Origin of the sequence: Cellulomonas humilata, assembly GCF_013359775.1 — a bacterium.
Classification (GTDB): Bacteria; Actinomycetota; Actinomycetes; order Actinomycetales; family Cellulomonadaceae; genus Cellulomonas; species Cellulomonas humilata.
Window position 1 is genome coordinate 1 of the sequence record NZ_JABMCI010000041.1, and the last position, 17,688, is coordinate 17,688.

The window sequence follows — 17,688 nt, forward strand, 5'->3', positions numbered from 1 at the left end:
CATCGTGCACCTGGGCACCACCCAGGACGCGCCCACGTTCACCCGGTCCGTGCAGCGCCTCGTCGCCGAGCTCGACCCGGCCGCCCGGGACCGCGCGCACGAGAACCAGCGCGCCCGCCGGTTCCTGCACCTGTCCGACCAAGCCGACGGCACCCACCTGCGCGGCCTGCTCGACCGGGTAGCCGGACACCGCCTGCGCCTGGCCCTGGAAGCCACCGGCGAACGCCCCGGCACCACCACCCACGCGGCCGACAGCCCAGGCGAGGCCAGCACTGGGAGCGACGGGATGGTGCTGGAGGAGCGGACCGCCGAACAAGCCCGCGCCGACGCCCTGGACGTGATCGCCGGGCGCATCCTGGCCCTGCCCACCACCGCCTCCGGCGCCTCCGTACCACCCCAGATCAGCCTGCTCATGACCGAAGACACCTTCGCCGCCCTGCGCACCCACGCCGCACGGCGCCGACCCACATCCACGGCCCCGGCCACCACCGACCCCGCCCGCACCGTCGCGGACCCGACCTCCGCCCTGACCGGGGTCCCCGCGGTCACCCTGGAGGACGGCACCCCGATCCCGACCAGCGAGGTCGCCAAGATCCTGTGCGACTGCGAGATCACCCGCATCGTGATGGACGCCGCCGACCAACCCGTCAACCTCGGCCGCTCCGTACGCCTCTACACCGGCGCCCACCGCCGCGCCATCATCGCCCGCGACCGACACTGCACCTTCCCCGGCTGCGACCGACACGCCCGCTGGAGCCAGATCCACCACATCACCTGGTGGGACCGCGACAACGGAGAAACCTCCATCGACAACGGTGTCCTGCTCTGCTCGTTCCACCACCACCAGGTCCGCCAACACAACCTGACCATCCACCGACACCCCACCCTGCGAGCCCACGACCGGCACACCCTCGAACCACCCGGCACCCGCTACACCTTCCGCGACCCCACCGGCCGGATCATCGCGACCTCAGAACGGTCCGACCCTCCCCAACCACAGACTCCTCAACGGAGGTGAGATCCCCCGTGGGCGGGTCCGGGGTCAACGTCGAACGGCACCGCCGCTGCCCATGCCCGTGCCCATGCCCGAGGTGGCCCGCACGCGCGCCCACGGACCGGCCCCCGCACGCCGTACCGTCAGTCCGTGCCTAGCGTCCGAGCCCTCGCACTCGCCGTGATCCGCCACCCGGAGACCGGGCACCTGTTCGTCGACGAGATCGTCGAGCCCGGCACAGGGCGCGTGTTCCATCGCCCCGCCGGCGGCGGGATCGAGTTCGGCGAACCGGCGTCGCACACGCTGGTGCGTGAGCTCGAGGAGGAGTACGGGCTTGCGATCGTCATCGGGCGGCAGATCGGTGCGCTGGAGAACCACTTCACCTACGCCGGTCGTGTCGGTCACGAGATCGCTCTGGTCTTCGAGGCTGCCCTAGCCTCCCCGGCCGACTCTGCTGAGACCCGGAGGCCCTGCCGTGACCAGCCCCACGTCACCGGCGTCTGGCGCTCGTCGACGGAGGACGCGATACCGCTGTACCCAGACGGGCTTCGTCAGCTGCTTGCGGAGAGCCCGAGCACGTAGATCGAGGACAGCCCGACGTCCGAGGGCGTGCGAGGAGGACAGCCGACAGGAGGACGGCCGCGAGACGCGCGAGACGACAGAACCGTCAGACGCCGGAGTACGAGTGCTTGCCCGTGACCACGAGGTTGACGACCGTGAAGTTGGCGAGGACGACCGCGTAGCCGACGAAGACGAAGTACGCCGCGCGCCGCCCGCTCCAGCCGCGAGTGGTCCGAGCGTGCAGGTACGCCGCGTACACGACCCACGCGACGAACGTGCCGACCTCCTTGGGGTCCCAGCCCCAGTACCGGCCCCACGCGTGCTCGGCCCAGATGGCGCCGCCGATGAGCGTGAGGGTCCACAGGACGAAGGCGATCGCGTTGAGCCGGAACGACATGGCCTCGAGCTCGCGGGAGCCGGGGACCTGCTCGAGCCACCCGAACCGCCGACCGCTGACGACCCGGCGGAAGCGGTCGGAACGCCGAGCGCTCGAGGTGGCGGCGGACGAGGCCGAGGCCGCAACGGGTTCGCCGGACGGACCCACGCTCACCGCGGGGGCATCGGCGGCCTCCTCGCGGTAGCTCTTGAGCACCTGGAGCACCGAGGCGGCGAACGCGACCGTGAAGATGCCGGTCGCGGTGATGGCGACGCCGACGTGGATGATCAGCCAGTAGCTCTGGAGGGCGGGCTGCACCTGGTCGGCCTGGATGAAGAAGGCGTTGAGCGCGAGCACCAGCGCGAGCACGGCCATGCCCATGACGAGCACGCCGACGAAGGCGATGATCCGGCGGCGCTGTACGACGGTGAGCACGAGGACGGCCACGAAGACGCCGACGATCGTGAACTCGTACATGTTGGCGGTCGGCCAGCGACCGGCGGCGATCCCGCGCAGCACGATGCCGGCGAAGAGCATGAGCAGACCGAGCAGCGTCGTGGACCGGGCGATGCCCTCGGCACGCACGGACCGGCCAGGGGCGCTCTGCTCCTCGGAGCCGCTGACGGCGGTCGCGGGGCGCGCGCCACGAGCGGGAGCTGCACCGGCGGTCGCCAGCTCGGGGACGCGTCGCTGCGCACGCTCCGCGATCCGCGCCAGGTCGGTGCTGAACGCGATGAGCGCGACGGTGAACGCCGTCGCGGCACCCCAGACGAGCAAGGTGCTCAGGTCACCGGTGGTCATGGCGTGCTCTCTCCAGAGGTCGGGCCGCGTGGGGCGGCCGGGGGTCCGTCGTCGGTCGGGGCGAGGGTCGCTGCGAGCACCCGGTCGAGCTCGGGTTGGAGGCCGACGTCGTCGCCGCGCGCCAGCCCGGCCGCGGTGACCACTGTACGACCGGTGTCCTCGGCACCGCCTGGTGCGAACCGGAGCCAGAGGCGCCGACGAGGAGCGAACAAGGAGGTGGCGAGCCCGGCGAAGGCGAGCAGCGCGAACACGAGCACGAAGGGCAGGGCCGGGTCGTGCCGCAGGTCGAGGGCGACGTACCGGGGCAGCCCGTTGAACGTGAGCGTGCCGAGCCCGTCGGGCAGGTCGACGGTCTCCCCCGGGCGGACGTAGAGCGTGACCGTGGTGCCGTCGGCGTCGATGGCCTGGGTCATCCGCGCCTCGTCCAGCTCGTAGACGTTCTGCGGCACGCCGGTGTCGAGCCCGAGGTTCCCGGACCACACCGAGAGCACGAGCAGGGGGTCGGTGGGCTGCGGGTCGATGGACCGGTAGAGGTCCTCGCCGACCTCCTGCGCGGTGGGCAGCAGGTAGCCGACGATGCCGATCTGCTCCTGGTCCCCCGACACGTCCGGCACCTTGAGCACGCCGCGCGACGTGTAGACCTCGTCCTGCGGCAGGAACGGGGTGGGACCGGAGAAGGCGATCTGGCCCGCGGCGTCGTGCACGGTGAGGTCGGGTGCGTACCCGTTGCCCTGGAGGTAGACCTTGGCGCCGCCGGCGTCGAGCGGGTGGTTGACCTTGATGGTCTCCTCGGTCGGCTCCTCGCCCGGGTTGGTGAGCGTGACGTGCGCGGTGAAGTCCCGGGACTGGAGCGTCTCGGGGTCGAAGCGGGACTCGAACTCGTCGAGCCGCAGCGTGAACGGGACCAGGCTCGACGGCGAGTACGCGGTGCCCTGCTCGAACGTGTCGTAGTCCACCTGCGCGTTGGCGAACCCGCGGCCCTGCACCACGATCGCCTGCCCGCGGTAGTGCAGCACCTGGCCGGTGGCCACGGAGATGAGCAGCCCGACGAGCGCGAGGTGGAACACGAGGTTCCCGGTCTCGCGCAGGTAGCCACGCTCGGCGGAGACGGACCAGGTGCCGCCGCCCTCGTCGCGGGTGTCCACCCGGTAGGTCGGCACGAACGGGAGCCAGCGCCAGCCGCGGCGCAGCACGGCAACAGAGTCCTCGGCGGCCTGCGCCGGCGACACGGCCACGGACCCGGACCCCTGCGCGGGGAACCGGGCGAACCGTCGAGGCGCGCGCGGCGGTCTGCCTCGGACACCGGCGAGGTGGACCTTCGTACGGGGCAGGATGCAGCCGACCAGCGAGACGAACAGCAGGAGGTAGATCGCGGAGAACCAGACCGACGAGTAGACGTCGAAGAACCCGAGCCGGTCGAGCCACGGGCCGGTGGTCGGGTGGTCGGAGATGTACGTCGCGACCTTGGCGGTGTCCTGGGCGCGCTGCGGCCAGACCGTGCCCGGCACGGCCGCGACCGCCAGGAGCATGAGCAGCAGGAGCGCGACCCGCATGCTGGTGAGCTGGCGCCACGCCCAGCGCAGCCAGCCCACGAGCCCGAGCGTGGGGAGCGTCGGCGGGGTGGACGTCGGAGCCTCCGTCGGCTCCATGAAGACGTCGGAGAGGCCCTCGGGACGGTGCACGGTCACGTCACACCACCGGCACGAACGGGTCGCCGCCGACGAGGACGCCCTGGAGCCAGGACGCCCAGGTGCCCCACACGCCCGTGACCAGCGCGAGGCCCAGGATCACGAGCATCGCGCCGCCGAAGCGCATGATCGCGAGGCGGTGCCGGCGCAGGAAGCCGAGGGCGCCCTTGCTGCGATCGACGAACAGGGCGACCAGCAGGAACGGCAGCCCGAGCCCGAGGCAGAACGCCACGGCCAGGAGAGCGCCGCGGCCGGCCGAGCCGCCGTCGAGCGAGAGCGTGAGGATCGCGGCGAGCGTGGGTCCGATGCAGGGCACCCAGCCGAGTCCGAAGGTGATCCCCAGCAGCGGCGCTCCCCACAGGCCGGCGCGGGGGGCGAGGTGCACGCGCTTCTCGTTCTGCAGGAACGGGATGAGCCCGAGGAACCCGAGGCCGAGCACGATGACGACGACGCCGAGCACGCGCGTGATCGGGTCCTGGTACTCGACGAGCACACCGCCGAGCGAGCCCGCGAGCGCGGCCAGCGCGACGAACACGACCGTGAACCCGGCGACGAACAGGGCGACGCCGAGCAGGACGCGGCTGCGCGCCGGGGCGGTGCGGACGAGCGTGTCGCCCTCCGAGAAGGCGCTCTGGGCCGAGCCGGTCATCCCCCCGAGGTACCCGACGTAGGCGGGCACCAGCGGCAGCACGCACGGTGACGCGAACGACACCAGCCCGGCGATCAGCGCGACCGGGACGGCCAGCAGCAGCGACCCGGAGGCGACGGTGTGGCCGAACGCGTCGCCGGCGTCGGCGAGCATCACGTCGTCGGCGCCGGCTCGGCGAGGAGCTCGTCGATCATCGAGCGGAGCGTGGACGGGTCGGCCAGGCCCAGGATGCGCCCGGCGACCTTCCCGGAGCGGTCCAGCACGACGGTCGTCGGGACGGCGTTGATCGGGACGGTGCCCTGGAGGGCCGCGATCGCCGCCCCGTCGGTGTCCGCGAGGCTCGGGTACGGGACCTCGAACTGCCGCTCGAACGCCAGGGCGGTGCCGGCGTCGTCGGTCCGGTTGATCCCCAGCACCTGCACGCCGTCGGCGGCGTAGTCGGTGGACAGGGCAGCGAGGTCGGGGGCCTCGGCGCGGCACGGCGGGCAGTTGGCGTACCAGGTGTTGAGGACGACGACGTCTCCGCGCCAGTCGGCCACGTCCTGCGCGGTGCCCTCGAAGTCGGTGCCGGACAGCTCGAGCGGGCCGGTGCGGTCGCCCGCGGCCCACGTCGTCGTACTGCCGTCCCCGGACTGGTAGCCCTGGTCGGCGACGTCGTCGGGGTTCTCCTGGGTGCCGCCCGTGCAGCCGGCCAGCAGGAGGAGCGCGACGGTGCCCACCAGCAGGGCGCGACCGCGCACGTCAGGCCCCCGCGACCGACGAGACGCCCGGCAGCAGCGACGCGGCGGGCTCGCTGTAGCCGATGCCGACCAGGGTGTCGCCCTCGTACCGGAGGCTGGTGAGCGAGGCCACCGAGCACTGCCGCTTGCGGGGGTCGTGCCACAGGTGCCGGTTCTCGAGCGAGAGTCGGGTGACCCACACGGGCAGCTGGTGGCTGACCAGCACGGCCTCGTGCCCGCGGGCGATCTCACGCGCGGCGGTCACCGCGGCGAGCATCCGCTCCACCTGCTCCGTGTACGCCTCGCCCCACGACGGCCGGAACGGGTTGCGCAGGTACGGCCAGTGCTCGGGGTGGCGCAGCGAACCGTCGCCCACCCCGAACGTCTTGCCCTCGAAGTGGTTGCCGGCCTCGATCAGCCGCTCGTCGGTGCGGATCTCGACGTCGAACGCGCCCGCGATCGGACCCGCAGTCTCCTGCGCGCGCTGGAGGGGGGAGGCGATGACGGCCACGACGTCCCGGCGTGCAGGCACGGGCCCGGCCAGGTGCGCGGCCACCATGTCCGCCATGGCGAGCCCACGCTCCGAGAGCCGGAAACCGGGCAGCCGTCCGTAGAGCACGCCGCGGGGGTTGTGCACCTCGCCGTGCCGCATCAGGTGGATCGTGGTCGCGACCATGGGGTCAGTCTCGCAAACACTCCTGTGCACCACGGCCACGGGACCGGGTCACTCGACGTGACACGCGCCACCCGTCAGGTGCAGGCGGACCGTCTCCATGGCGTCGCCGAGGGCCGCGAACTGCTCCGGCGTGAGGATGTCGACCAGGTGGTCCCGCACCGACTGCACGTGGCTCGGCGCGGCGGCGACCAGCACCTGCCAGCCCTTCTCGGTCATGGTGCAGTTCACGCCGCGGGCGTCCTCGATGCAGGGCAGCCGCTCGACCAGCCCCTGCTCCTCCATGCGCCGGATGGTGTGCGTCAGCCGGCTGCGCGAGTGCGCGAGGTTGTCGGCCAGCTGCGCCATCCGCAGCGTCCGGTCGGGGGTCTCGGACAGCCGGACCAGGACCTCGTACTCGTGCGTCGAGAGGCCGGTGTCGCGCTCCAGCTCGTGCTCGAGCGCCGCGAACAGCCGCGCGGAGCCGCCGCGGAAGGCACGCCAGTGGACCTGCTGCTCAGCAGTCAGCCACTCGACGGCGTGCGTGGTGGCTGGTGTGTCCGTGGTCACGACGAGGCCTCCGATCCCGCGCTGGGGGTTGCGCGCTCCGTCCGAGTGTAGTACAACTTTGAACTAACAGTTTGGTTGACCGTTCAACAACCACGGAGGAAACCCATGAGCAGCACCGCCACCGCCATCCCGACCGGCCTCACCACCGGCACCTGGGCCGTCGACGCCTCGCACACCGAGGCCGCGTTCACCGTCCGGCACGCCGGCATCTCCAAGGTCCGCGGCACCGTCGCGGTCACCGAGGGCACCGTCGTCGTCGGCGACGACCTGGCGAGCACCTCGGTCTCCGTCACGCTGGACCCGTCCACCGTCACCACGGGCGACGCCAACCGCGACGGCCACCTCAAGAGCGGCGACTTCTTCGACGTCGAGAAGTTCGGCCAGTGGACGTTCGTCTCCACCGAGGTCCGCGAGGCCGGCAAGAGCTACGTCATCGCCGGTGACCTCACCATCCACGGCGTCACGCAGAGCGTCGAGCTCGACACCGAGTTCAACGGCACCGCGGTGGACCCGTTCGGCAACACGCGCGCAGGCTTCGAGGCCTCCGTCACGATCTCGCGCAAGGACTTCGACCTCACCTGGAACGCGGCCCTCGAGGCCGGCGGCGTCCTGGTGTCGGACAAGGTCGTCATCGCGCTCGACGTCTCCATCATCAAGGGCTGACACAGCTCGCCCCACGCGGCAGGCCGGGTCCACCACGGACCCGGCCTTCTGCATGCTCAGGCACCTGTCCCGGTGCGCCGACGGTCGTGGAACGCGAGGATCTGGAGCTCGGAGGCCACGTCCACGGCACGCAGGTCCACGGTCGGCGGCACCCGCAGGGCCCGCGGCGCGAACGTGAGGATGCCGACCACCCCGGCCGCGACGAGGGCGTCGCACACGTCCTGCGCGACGGACGCGGGCGTGGCGATGATCCCGATCGTCGCGTCGGACCCGCTGACCAGCGACGCGAGCTCGTCCGGGGGCTGCACCACGAGACCGGCCACGGTGGTCCCGACCACCGCGGGGTCGGCGTCGACGAGCCCCACCACCGCGAACCCGCGCTCGGCGAACACCGAGTAGCTGGCCAGGGCGTGCCCCAGGTTGCCGATCCCGACGATGACGACGCTGCGCTGCGTGGTCAGGCCGAGCACGACCGCGATCTGCTCCGACAGGTGCCCGACGTCGTACCCGACCCCGCGCCGCCCGTAGGAGCCGAGGAAGGACAGGTCCTTGCGCAGCTGCGCCGGCGTGACACCGGCCCCGCCGGCCAGCTCGTCCGACGACGTGGTGACCACGCCGTCCGCGGTGAGCCCGCGCAGCGCCCGCAGGTAGCCGGGCAGCCGCGCGACGGTGGCGGGGGGCACGGCACGGGCGCCCGGACGCCCGGACGCGCCGGGCTCACCTGCCCGGGTGCCCCTTCGCTGCGTGTCCACCTCGACCCCCGCGACGCCCCATGGGCCTGGTCGCCCGGGCCCTGGGGGTCAGGCTAGGGGTCGGGGACCGGCCGGGGTAAGGGTTCGGCGCAGACGGGCTGCGTCGATCCGCCAGTACCCCTGCCGGACACCGTCGACCTCGACTACGGGCACCAGCTCGCCCAGCTCGTCGACCAGGTCTCTCCCGTCAGACGAGCCCGGCACGGTCCCGGCGTCGATGTCGACCTCGGTCCACTCGTCGCCCGTCTCGGCGCACACCGCCCGCACCACCTCGCGGGCCTCGTCGCACAGGTGGCAGCCGTCCCGGCCGTAGAGCACCACACGCGTCATGGCCCCACCGTCTCACGGAGGCTCGACGGCGACGCCGTACCACCGGGACGCGTGACCGTCGTTACAGTGACCGGGTGCGTCAGGCGTCCGGGAACACCACCGCCCCCGCTCCCGTGCTGCGGGACCCCGGGGCCGGTCCGGACGGTCCGGGCACCGGGGCGTTCTTCGACGTCGACAACACGATCATCCGCGGTGCCAGCTCGTTCCACCTGGCCGTGGGCCTGTACCGGCGCGGGTTCTTCCGCAAGCGGGACCTGGTGGAGTTCGGGCTGCACCAGTTCCGGTACCTCACGTTCGGGGAGAACAAGCACCAGATCGACGAGGTCCGCAGCCGCGCGCTGTCGATCATGACCGGGCACTCGGTCGCCGAGGTCACCGCGATCGCGGAGGACATCTACGACGAGGTGCTCTGCCTGCGGATCTACCCGGGCACGCAGCGGCTGCTGGACCAGCACATCGCGGCGGGTCACTCCGTCTGGCTGGTGACCGCCACCCCGGTCGAGATCGGGTCCCTGATCGCCCGTCGGCTCGGGGCGACCGGCGCGCTGGGCACCATCGCCGAGCACCGGGACGGCTTCTACACCGGCAGCCTGGTGGGCGACATGCTGCACGGACAGGCCAAGGCCGACGCCGTCCGCGCGCTGGCCGAGCGCGAGAGCATCGACCTGTCGGCCTCGTACGCGTACGGGGACTCGACGAACGACGTCGCGATCCTGTCCGAGGTCGGCTTCCCGTGCGCCATCAACCCCGACCGGCGCCTGCGGCGGTACGCCGCCGAGGTGGGCTGGCCGGTCCGCGAGTTCCGCAACCGCCGCCGCAACGCCCGCCGCGGCACCACGGTGGCCAGCCTCGCGGGGCTGGCGTGGGCCGGGGGGCTCGTCACGCGCGCCGTCCTGCGCTCCTGGCGCGGCTCCCACGACGGAGGGGACCTCCTGTGACCACCCTCGAGTCGACGGTCCGCCCGGCCGTCCCCGCCGACCTCGAGCAGCTGGCCGCCCTGGCGGCGCTCACGTTCCCGCTGGCGTGCCCGCCCGGGTCGACCGCGCAGGACCAGCAGGCGTTCATCGCCACCGTGCTGTCCGTGGAACGGTTCGAGGAGCACCTGGACGACCCCGCCCGGGACGTGCTTGTTGCCTGCGGTAATGGAGCCGGCGAGCTGCTCGGCTACACCATGCTGGTGGCGGGCGAGCCCGCCGACGACGACGTCCGCGCGGCACTGCACCTGCGCCCGACGATCGAGCTGTCCAAGTGCTACGTGCACCCCGACCACCACGGGGCCGGCATCGCGCACGCGCTCATGACCGCCTCGCTGGAGGCCGCCCGGGAGCGCGGCGCCCAGGGGATGTGGCTGGGCGTCAACCAGCAGAACGCCCGGGCGCAGGCGTTCTACGTGCGGTCGGGGTTCGCCATCGTCGGCACCAAGCACTTCACGGTCGGCGCGCGGGTCGAGGACGACTACGTGCTGGAGCGCCCCCTCTAGGGAGCGGTCGTCGCGACCGGCCAGCCCTCGTCGTCCCAGTCGAGCTCCCGGATCTCCAGCCGGAAGTCGCCCCCGGCGGCTGCGTCGTAGTAGTGGAACGCGAGGTACCCGCGGGACACGGACTGGCCCCCGGGACCGACCATGTCGCCGGTCGTGGCCAGCAGCTGCTCGCCGCCGTCCAGCGTCATGTCCTTGCCGGACCGGTCGACGTACGGGCCGGTGATCTCCGCCGAGCGCCCGACCGCGATGTTGTAGGTCGAGTCGGAGCCCTGGCAGCAGGAGTCGCGCGAGACGAACAGGTAGTACCAGTCGTCGTGCCGCACGAGGTAGGGCGCCTCGATCGCGTTCGGCGGTGACGTGCGGCTGGCGATCGTCTCCGGCGACGCCCCCTCGACCGGCTTGCCGGACGGCCACGCCAGCTCGACCAGCTGGATCCCGCCCCAGAACGAGCCGAACGCCATCCACGGCGTGCCGTCCGCGTCCTCGATCACGCCCGGGTCGATCGCGTTGTAGTTGGTCTCCCCCGGCTCGGACGCGAGGACCTGCCCCTGGTCGACCCAGGCGTAGTCGGGGTCGTCCGGGTCGAGCGTCGTGTTCGTCGTCAGGCCGATGGCCGAGCGGTTGGAGCCGAACGTGGAGGCCGAGTAGTAGAGGTAGAACGTGCCGTCGTGCTCGATGACCTCGGGCGCCCAGAAGTTCGACACGCCGGGCACGGCCTCGTAGGCCCACTCCGGCCGCGTCGAGGCGTCCCAGACGGTGCCGACGAGCTCCCACGTGAGGCCGTCGTCGGTGGACCGCCGGATCTGCGGCGCGCCGAGGCCCTCGCGGACGTCACCGGTGGAGAAGACGTACCAGGGCTCCCCCTCCGCGCCCGCGACGAGCGCGGGGTCGTGGGTGTGGATGTCCCCGCTGAGGGACAGCGCGGTAGCAGCGGGCGCATCGGGCCGCGCCCAGACCGCGGCCGCACCGGCCCCGCCGACCAGCGCGACGGCGACCAGGGCGACCACGGTCTTGCGCACGGCGGTCAGACCCCCAGCCGGACGACGTTCCAGGACACCGGCGGCACCTCGACGGTGAGCCGGCCGTCCCGCACGACCGCGGTCGCGTTGGCCCGCGGCGCCACCGAGGTGTCGTCGTCGGCCGTGGCGGCCCAGGTGTGGTCCGGGTGGGACAGCGTGGTCGCCTCGACCACGCGCAGGCCGGGCAGCGAGCGGGCGTCGACCTCGAGCGTGACGGTCTCGGTCAGCGAGCGGTTCACCGCGAACAGGGCGACCGCGCCGCTCTCCGGGTCCCGCGTGGCGACGGCGTCGACGAGGGCCGCGTCGCCGTACTTCGCCGTCTCGTACGTCGGCGCCTCGACGGCCACCTGGAGCACGTCGCCCACGGCGTACCTGGACGCCTGCGCGAACGGGTGGAAGATCGTCTGCTTCCAGGACCGGCCGCCGGGCTCGGTCATGATCGGCGCGATCACGTTGACCAGCTGCGCCAGCGATGCCGAGTGCACGCGGTCGGTGTGCCGCAGCAGGGAGATCAGCAGGTTCCCGACGACCACGGCGTCGGCCACGTTGTACTTGTCCTCGAGCAGCACGGGCGCCACGGGCCAGTCGTGCCCGGTCGGCGGCTTGGACTCCGCGCGGTGCTGGTACCAGACGTTCCACTCGTCGAACGAGATGTGGATCCGCTTGTCCACCTTCTTGTGCGCCCGCACGGCGTCGGCGGTCGCGCTCACGGACTCGACGAAGTGGTCCATGTCCACCGCGGAGGCGAGGAACGAGCCCAGGTCGCCGTCCTCCTCCCAGTAGTACGCGTGGGCGGAGATGAGGTCGACCTGCTCGTACGCCTCGCCGAGCACGATCCGCTCCCACTCGCCGAACGTCGGGATGGCGACGCCGGACGAGCCGCACGCGACGAGCTCCAGGTCCGGGTCGACCATGCGCATCGCGCGACCGGTCTCGGCGGCCAGGCGGCCGTACTCGTAGGCGGTCTTGTGGCCGATCTGCCACGGGCCGTCCATCTCGTTGCCCAGGCACCACATGCGGATGTCGTACGGGTCCTGCGCACCGTTGGCGCGGCGCTGGTCGGACAGGCGGGTGCCGCCGCGGACGTTGCAGTACTCGAGCAGGTCCACGGCCTCCTGCACGCCGCGGGTGCCCAGGTTGACGGCCATCATCGGCTCGACCTCGGCGAGCCTGGCCCAGCGCATGAACTCCTCGACGCCGACCGTGTTGGGGTCGGTGGAGTGCCACGCGAGGTCCAGGCGGGCAGGGCGCTGGTCGAGGGGGCCGACGCCGTCCTCCCAGCGGTAGCCGGAGACGAAGTTGCCGCCGGGGTAGCGCACGGTGCTCACGCCCAGCTCGCGGGTCAGCTCGAGCACGTCCTTGCGGAAACCGTCGGCGTCGGCGGTCGGGTGCGCGGGGTCGTGGATGCCTGTGTACACGCAGCGGCCCAGGTGCTCGACGAACGAGCCGAACGTGCGCCGGCGGACCGGGCCGACCCGGAAGGCCGGGTCGAGGGTGAGTCGGACGGGGATCATGAGGTCTCCTGGTTCGGTCGGATATCGAGTGCGGTCCAGCGCACCCCGTGGGACGGCACGTCGAGGACGAGCGCCCCCTCCGGTTCCCACGTGGTCGGGTGCAGGTCAGGGGTGGTGCCCGGGTCCCACAGGTCCCGGGTGGTCCGGGTGTCCCGGGCGGCGGCGTGGCCGACCAGGGACGAGAGCGGCAGCGAGACGGTCCGCGGCTCCGGGCCGGTCCAGAAGGCAGCGACGTAGGTGGTCGCTCCCTCGGTCGCCGTCCAGACGATGAGCTCGCCGTCGTCGAGGGGCTCCCGGACGATCTCCCGGCCTCCGGTCGCGGCGCGCAGCACGTGGCCGACCGCGGGGTTGGCCAGCAGGTCCAGGGTCGCGGGGTCACTCGTCGGCAGGTCACCGCCCACCATGAGCGGCGAGCGGGCCATCACCCAGAGCGTGAGGATCGTCCGCTGCTCGTCGGGGGTGAGCCGGCTCTGCCGGTCGTCGCCGCGCTCGGCGCGCAGTCCGATCCGGCCGAGCGGCAGCATGTCGGCGTCGGCCCACCCGCCGGGCTGCTGGAACGGGGCCCACCGGGCGAGCCGGGCGAACTGCGCGTGCACGTCCTCCCAGCGGTCCCAGAGGTCGTCGGAGATCCGCCACATCTGGGCGTGCTCGCGCAGGTGGTCGACCTGCGCGGTGGACAGGTGGGTGCCGGGCGAGAGGGAGAGCACGATGTCCCGGCCGGAACGCTCGATCGCCCGCGCCCACGCCTCGACCGCGTCGGGGTGGTACGGCGCCAGCATGTCGTCGACCTTGAGGAAGTCGACGCCCCAGCCGGCCAGCTGCGCGACCAGCCCGTCGAGGTACGCCTGCGCGGCCGGGTGGTCGTGGTCGAGCCCGAAGTTGTCGTCGTTCCACGGGCAGACCGAGGTCGTGTCGGCAGCGTCGCGGGCGGTCCAGGAGGTGCCGTCGACGGGCAGGTCCTGCTCGACCGCGATCCGCGGGATGCCGCGCATCATGTGCACCCCGAACCGCAGCCCGAGGGCGTGCACCTCGTCGGCGAGCGGCCGAAAGCCCTGGCCGGCGACCGCGGACGGGAAGCGGTTCTCGGCCGGGAGCTGCCGGCCGAACGCGTCGAGCGTGAGCGACGAGCCGTCGTTGTAGCCGTGCGCGCGGGCCGCGGGGTCGTACCAGTCGATGTCCACCACGACCGTGTCCCACCCGTGCGGCAGCAGCCGCTCGGCCAGCACGCGGGCGTTCGCGAGGACCTCGTCCTGCGTCACGGTGGTCCCGTAGCTGTCCCAGCTGTTCCACCCCATGGGCGGCGTCTGAGCGTGCAGCGACATCGTCAGCCCCTTCGCCGTCGGTCGTTTCTACATCGTTGTAGACGCATCATGCACGGCTGCTCAGAGCACGTCAACCGGCCGTTACCGAGTCGTGGCTTGACCGATCGCCGGTTCTCGTGTCATGTTCTACATCGTTGTAGATCAACGTTGTAGACACAGCGTCGATTCAGCGAATGAGGTCAACGACGACCCTGACGGACCGGCTCCCCCGCCGGTCCCGACGCGACCGTGACCTCGCACATCCTTGGGATATGGGAGGCAGGACGATGAAGAGGAACAGGCTCATCGCAGGCGCCGCGTGCGCCGCGGTCGCCGCGACGTTCACGCTCACGGCGTGCAGCGACGGCGGCGACGGCGGAAGCGACGGCGGCGACAAGCAGATCACGTTCATGTTCCGTGGTGGACCGGACGAGAAGGCGGCCTACGAGGCCGCGATCGCCAAGTACACCGAGGACACCGGCGTCAAGGTGAAGGTCATCGTGACCGACGCCGACCAGTACGCCACCAAGCTCCAGGCGGCCGTGGCCGGCAACAACGTGCCCGACGTGTTCTACATCGAGCAGGCGACGCTCCAGTCGTACGTCAGCTCGGGCATCCTCATGGACATCACCGAGCAGGTGGACGCCAGCGGCATCGACCTGGACAACATCTGGCCCTACGGCGTCGACTCCTACCGTTTCGACGGCACGCTCCAGGGCACCCCCGACGGCAAGCTCTACGGCCTGCCCAAGGACGTCGGCCCGTTCTCGTTCGGCTACAACAAGACCATGCTCGAGGCGGCCGGCATCCCGCTGCCCGACAAGGACACCCCGCTCACGTGGGAGCAGTTCGTCGACATCAGCAAGCAGCTGACCGTGGACACCGACGGTGACGGCGCCGTCGACCAGTGGGGCACCGGGCTCAACGTCCAGTGGAACCTGCAGTCGCTGGTCTGGAGCAACGGCGGCGACTGGACCAACGAGGACCGCACCGAGGTCACCGTGGACACCCCCGAGTTCGCCGACGCGCTGCAGAAGTTCGCGGACCTCACCAACGTGGACAAGGTCACGCCGTCGGCGTCCGACGCCGCGACGCTCGACACGTACCAGCGGTGGATGGCCGGCGAGATCGGCTTCTTCCCCGTCGGCCCGTGGGACGTCTCGGTCTACAACGACCTCGAGTTCGACTACGACCTGATCCCCTGGCCGACCGTCGGTGACGGCGGCACGGCGACGTGGCTCGGCTCGCTCGGCATCGGCGTCTCCGCGACCTCGAAGCTGCCCGACGACGCGGTCAAGCTCGTCACCTACCTGAGCACCGACGCCGACGCCCAGCAGACCCTGGTCGACGCCAACATCCAGATCCCGAACCTCATCGACATGGCCGAGACCTGGGCCGCCGAGGAGGGCGCGGAGCCCGCCAACCGCCAGGAGTTCCTGGACATCGCGAAGGACTACGGCCGGGCGATGCCGGCGGCCTTCACGTACGGCGCCGAGTGGTACGACGAGCTCTGGACCAACATCCAGCCCGTGCTCGACGGCAAGCAGACCGCCGCCGACTACCTGGCCGAGGAGCAGCCGAAGATGCAGGCGCTCCTCGACGAGTCGAACGCCACGGCCGAGCAGGCTGCAGCGGGCCAGTAGTCGGCAACTCGCCGCACCACCTCCTCCCGTCCCCGCCGCCCGGGCACGCCTCCGGGCGGCGGGGGCCCCCGGAAAGGTTCTCCAGATGACCGCGACGCAGCTGTCGACCACCCCCGGACTCACGTCCGAGCAACGAGCGAAGCAGGCCAACCGCCGCCTGCACCGCACCGAGCACCGCTGGGCGCTCGCGTTCGTCGCCGCCCCGATCCTGGGGTTCCTGCTCTTCACGCTCTACCCGATCGGCTTCGCGGTGTACGCGTCGCTGACCAGCTGGAACGGCCTGGGCCCGATGACGTTCGTCGGGCTCGACAACTACGTGACCCTGTTCGGCGACGAGTACTTCCGCATCTCGCTGTATAACACGTTCTTCTACATGATCGGCATCCCGATCGGCCTGGCGCTCTCGCTGCTGCTCGCGCTGGCCATGAACCGCCGGATCCCCGGCCGGACCGCGTTCCGCACCATCTACTACGTGCCGGTGATCTCGTCGCTGGCCGCCATCGCGATCGTCTGGCAGTTCGCCTACAACGGCGACTTCGGCCTCATCAACCAGGTGCTCGCCTGGTTCGGCATCGACGGCCCCGACTGGCTGCAGAACACCGCGACCGTCAAGCCCGCGATCATCATCATGGCCATCTGGAAGGGCCTCGGGTACTCGATGCTCCTGTACCTGGCCGCGATCCAGGGGGTGCCGGCGTCCCTGCACGAGGCCGCGGCGCTCGACGGTGCCAACGCGTTCCAGCGCTTCCGGAACATCACGCTGCCCATGGTCCGGCCGGTGACCTTCTTCCTGGTCGTCACCAACATCATCGCCGGGTCGCAGATCTTCACGGAGATCAACATCATGACCCCCGCCGGCGGCCCGGAGTTCAGCTCCGCCTCGGTGGTCTGGTACATCGTCCGCAAGGCGTTCAAGTACCAGCAGATGGGGTACGCCACGGCGATGTCGATCGTCCTCGGGATCCTCGTCTTCGTCATCACCTTCATCCAGTTCCGCCTCAACCGGCGCAACAGCTTCAGCATCGACTGAATCGACTGAGGAAGAAACGGAACGCAGCCATGGCCACCACCTTGATGACGCCCCCGACGACCTCCCCCGGTCAGCGCGGCCCGTCCGAGAAGAACCGGATGAGCGCCAGCTCCCAGAACCGCCTCGGCAACGTGGTCGTGTTCACCCTGCTCGCCGCCGGCTCGCTCGTGATGCTCGCGCCGCTGCTGTGGATGTTCACGACCGCACTGAAGACCAAGGTGCAGGTGTTCGCCCTGCCGCCGGTGTGGATCCCGGACCCGCCGCAGTGGAACACCTTCGTCCGCATGTGGACCGAGGCACCGATCCTGTCGGGCTTCCAGAACAGCCTGATCGTCGCGCTCTCGGTGACGGTGGTCGGGTCGCTCACGTCCGCGCTGGCCGCGTTCGCGCTGGCCAAGCTGCGGCTGCCCTACAAGAACGCGATCTTCCTCGTCCTGCTGTCCGGGCTGATGGTGCCGTACCCGACGATCATGATCCCGCAGTTCGTCATGTTCTCCCGGCTGCACTGGGTGGACACCCTGCTGCCGCTGATCGTGCCGCTGCTGTTCGGCAACATCATCATGATCTTCTTCCTGCGGCAGTACCTGTCGAGCGTGCCGGACTCCATGATCGAGGCCGCCAAGATCGACGGCGCCTCCTACCTGCAGATCTTCCGCGTGATGATCATGCCGATGATCCGCCCGGCCGTCGCCGCGCAGTTCATCCTCTGGTTCATGGCGATCTGGAACGACTACCTGGCGCCGATCCTGTACTTGAACACCCCCGAGCGGCAGACGCTGCAGGTGGTCATCGCCAACCTCAACGTGGAGTTCGCGACGCAGCGGGACTACCCGCTGATCATGGCCGCGTCCTTCGTCGCCCTGCTGCCGATCCTCATCGTGTTCCTCATCTTCCAGCGGCAGATCATCGAGTCCGTCGCGCTCACCGGCTCGAAGGGCTGACCCTG

19 protein-coding genes are annotated in these 17,688 nt (G+C 71.2%); 8 read left to right on the plus strand and 11 right to left on the minus strand.

Translation table 11 applies throughout. The features are described from left to right. A partial coding sequence (locus HP550_RS01940) for an HNH endonuclease signature motif containing protein (RefSeq protein WP_175345918.1) occupies positions 1–1,018 on the plus strand: 1,018 nt, incomplete at its 5' end. Between the two features lie 126 nt (positions 1,019–1,144). Then, a complete protein-coding gene (locus HP550_RS01945; protein ID WP_175345919.1) occupies positions 1,145–1,576 on the plus strand; it encodes an NUDIX domain-containing protein in 432 nt (143 codons plus the stop codon). 85 nt (positions 1,577–1,661) lie between these two features. Here the strand turns inward: HP550_RS01945 and ccsB are convergent, their stop codons facing one another. Genes ccsB through HP550_RS01975 form a run of 6 tightly spaced genes read right to left on the minus strand, consistent with a single transcriptional unit; the run spans position 1,662 to position 7,010 of the window. Continuing rightward, positions 1,662–2,732 carry a c-type cytochrome biogenesis protein CcsB gene (gene ccsB, locus HP550_RS01950; RefSeq protein ID WP_175345920.1) on the minus strand — a complete coding sequence of 357 codons (1,071 nt, stop codon included), beginning with the start codon at positions 2,730–2,732 and terminating at the stop codon, positions 1,662–1,664. Further along, positions 2,729–4,420: a cytochrome c biogenesis protein ResB gene (gene resB, locus HP550_RS01955; RefSeq protein WP_425484411.1), complete on the minus strand. Its 1,692-nt coding sequence runs from the start codon at positions 4,418–4,420 to the stop codon at positions 2,729–2,731. Before resB ends, ccsB begins: the two co-directional genes overlap by 4 nt. A 1-nt stretch (position 4,421) precedes the next feature. Next, on the minus strand, positions 4,422–5,222 hold the full coding sequence (locus HP550_RS01960; protein WP_175345921.1) for a cytochrome c biogenesis CcdA family protein: 801 nt from the start codon (positions 5,220–5,222) through the stop codon (positions 4,422–4,424). Then, a complete protein-coding gene (locus HP550_RS01965; RefSeq protein WP_343047938.1) occupies positions 5,222–5,809 on the minus strand; it encodes a TlpA family protein disulfide reductase in 588 nt (195 codons plus the stop codon). The genes HP550_RS01960 and HP550_RS01965 overlap by 1 nt, the downstream gene beginning before the upstream one ends. A 1-nt stretch (position 5,810) precedes the next feature. Further along, positions 5,811–6,464, minus strand: a complete 654-nt coding sequence (locus HP550_RS01970) for a histidine phosphatase family protein (protein WP_175345922.1) — start codon at positions 6,462–6,464, stop codon at positions 5,811–5,813. A gap of 48 nt (positions 6,465–6,512) precedes the next feature. Continuing rightward, positions 6,513–7,010: a MarR family transcriptional regulator gene (locus HP550_RS01975; protein ID WP_175345923.1), complete on the minus strand. Its 498-nt coding sequence runs from the start codon at positions 7,008–7,010 to the stop codon at positions 6,513–6,515. Positions 7,011–7,115: 105 nt separating this feature from the next. Between HP550_RS01975 and HP550_RS01980 the strand changes: the two genes are divergently transcribed. Beyond that, positions 7,116–7,673: a YceI family protein gene (locus tag HP550_RS01980; protein WP_175345924.1), complete on the plus strand. Its 558-nt coding sequence runs from the start codon at positions 7,116–7,118 to the stop codon at positions 7,671–7,673. Positions 7,674–7,729: 56 nt separating this feature from the next. Here the strand turns inward: HP550_RS01980 and HP550_RS01985 are convergent, their stop codons facing one another. Together HP550_RS01985 and HP550_RS01990 are read right to left on the minus strand one after the other, a co-directional pair. Then, positions 7,730–8,425 carry a redox-sensing transcriptional repressor Rex gene (locus HP550_RS01985; RefSeq protein ID WP_175345925.1) on the minus strand — a complete coding sequence of 232 codons (696 nt, stop codon included), beginning with the start codon at positions 8,423–8,425 and terminating at the stop codon, positions 7,730–7,732. Positions 8,426–8,473: 48 nt separating this feature from the next. Continuing rightward, entirely contained in the window at positions 8,474–8,755 is a 282-nt protein-coding gene (locus tag HP550_RS01990) for a glutaredoxin family protein (RefSeq protein ID WP_175345926.1), read from the minus strand. A gap of 113 nt (positions 8,756–8,868) precedes the next feature. Here HP550_RS01990 and HP550_RS01995 point away from each other — a divergent pair, with 113 nt between their 5' ends. Both HP550_RS01995 and HP550_RS02000 read left to right on the plus strand, forming a co-directional pair. Continuing rightward, complete coding sequence (locus HP550_RS01995; RefSeq protein WP_343047944.1) at positions 8,869–9,693, plus strand: HAD family hydrolase; 825 nt, start codon at positions 8,869–8,871, stop codon at positions 9,691–9,693. After that, entirely contained in the window at positions 9,690–10,235 is a 546-nt protein-coding gene (locus HP550_RS02000; protein ID WP_175345928.1) for a GNAT family N-acetyltransferase, read from the plus strand. Before HP550_RS01995 ends, HP550_RS02000 begins: the two co-directional genes overlap by 4 nt. Here HP550_RS02000 and HP550_RS02005 read toward each other — a convergent pair. From HP550_RS02005 to HP550_RS02015, 3 genes are read right to left on the minus strand one after another with little or no spacing between them, the layout of a single operon-like run. After that, complete coding sequence (locus tag HP550_RS02005; protein WP_175345929.1) at positions 10,232–11,254, minus strand: family 43 glycosylhydrolase; 1,023 nt, start codon at positions 11,252–11,254, stop codon at positions 10,232–10,234. The genes HP550_RS02000 and HP550_RS02005 overlap by 4 nt on opposite strands. A gap of 5 nt (positions 11,255–11,259) precedes the next feature. Next, positions 11,260–12,768 carry an arabinosylfuranosidase ArfA gene (gene arfA, locus HP550_RS02010; RefSeq protein WP_175345930.1) on the minus strand — a complete coding sequence of 503 codons (1,509 nt, stop codon included), beginning with the start codon at positions 12,766–12,768 and terminating at the stop codon, positions 11,260–11,262. Then, positions 12,765–14,090, minus strand: a complete 1,326-nt coding sequence (locus HP550_RS02015; protein WP_210767550.1) for a glycoside hydrolase family 27 protein — start codon at positions 14,088–14,090, stop codon at positions 12,765–12,767. Before HP550_RS02015 ends, arfA begins: the two co-directional genes overlap by 4 nt. A 266-nt stretch (positions 14,091–14,356) precedes the next feature. Between HP550_RS02015 and HP550_RS02020 the strand changes: the two genes are divergently transcribed. The 3 genes from HP550_RS02020 (at position 14,357) to HP550_RS02030 (ending at position 17,683) form a co-directional block, all read left to right on the plus strand. Then, complete coding sequence (locus tag HP550_RS02020; RefSeq protein WP_175345931.1) at positions 14,357–15,712, plus strand: ABC transporter substrate-binding protein; 1,356 nt, start codon at positions 14,357–14,359, stop codon at positions 15,710–15,712. A gap of 85 nt (positions 15,713–15,797) precedes the next feature. Next, positions 15,798–16,742 (plus strand): carbohydrate ABC transporter permease, encoded by a 945-nt coding sequence (locus HP550_RS02025; protein ID WP_082573628.1) that lies wholly within the window; start codon positions 15,798–15,800, stop codon positions 16,740–16,742. Positions 16,743–16,771: 29 nt separating this feature from the next. Further along, entirely contained in the window at positions 16,772–17,683 is a 912-nt protein-coding gene (locus HP550_RS02030) for a carbohydrate ABC transporter permease (RefSeq protein WP_246280419.1), read from the plus strand. The last annotated feature ends 5 nt before the right edge of the window (positions 17,684–17,688 follow it).